The sequence below is a fragment of the Streptomyces thermovulgaris genome (genome assembly GCF_002155915.1).
In the GTDB taxonomy this organism is placed as follows: domain Bacteria; phylum Actinomycetota; class Actinomycetes; order Streptomycetales; family Streptomycetaceae; genus Streptomyces; species Streptomyces thermovulgaris.
Genome location: NZ_MUME01000147.1, coordinates 618 through 1,268, shown reverse-complemented (window position 1 = coordinate 1,268; position 651 = coordinate 618). Strand labels below are relative to the sequence as shown.

The 651-nt window shown below is 66.4% G+C and carries 1 protein-coding gene; it reads left to right on the top strand.

Translation table 11 applies throughout. The features are described 5' to 3' along the window. The coding region (locus tag CCN35_RS29435) for a glucose-6-phosphate dehydrogenase (RefSeq protein WP_425444292.1) at positions 1 to 651 on the top strand (651 nt) is incomplete at both ends.

The window sequence follows — 651 nt, the reverse complement described above, 5'->3', positions numbered from 1 at the left end:
GCCGTCGGGCCTGGTGATCTTCGGGGTCACCGGGGACCTGTCGCGCAAGAAGCTGATGCCCGCGGTGTACGACCTCGCCAACCGGGGTCTGCTGCCGCCGGGCTTCTCGCTGGTCGGCTTCGCCCGCCGCGACTGGGAGAACGAGGACTTCGCCCAGGTGGTGCACGACGCCGTCAAGGAGCACTCGCGCACGCCGTTCCGCGAGGAGGTCTGGCAGCAGCTCCTGCAGGGGATGCGCTTCGTGCAGGGCACCTTCGACGACGACGACGCGTTCGAACGGCTGCGCGAGACGATCGAGGAGCTGGACAAGGCCCAGGGCACGGGCGGCAACTTCGCCTTCTATCTGTCGGTGCCGCCGAAGTCCTTCCCCGTCGTCATCAAGCAGCTGAAGAAGCACGGCCTGGCCGAGCAGAAGCCCGGCTCCTGGCGGCGCGCGGTCATCGAGAAGCCGTTCGGCCACGACCTGAAGTCGGCCGAGGAGCTGAACAAGGTCGTGCACGAGGTCTTCGCCCCGGAGCAGGTCTTCCGCATCGACCACTACCTGGGCAAGGAGACCGTCCAGAACATCCTGGCGCTGCGCTTCGCCAACCAGATGTTCGAACCGATCTGGAACCGGTCCTATGTGGACCATGTGCAGATCACCATGGCCGA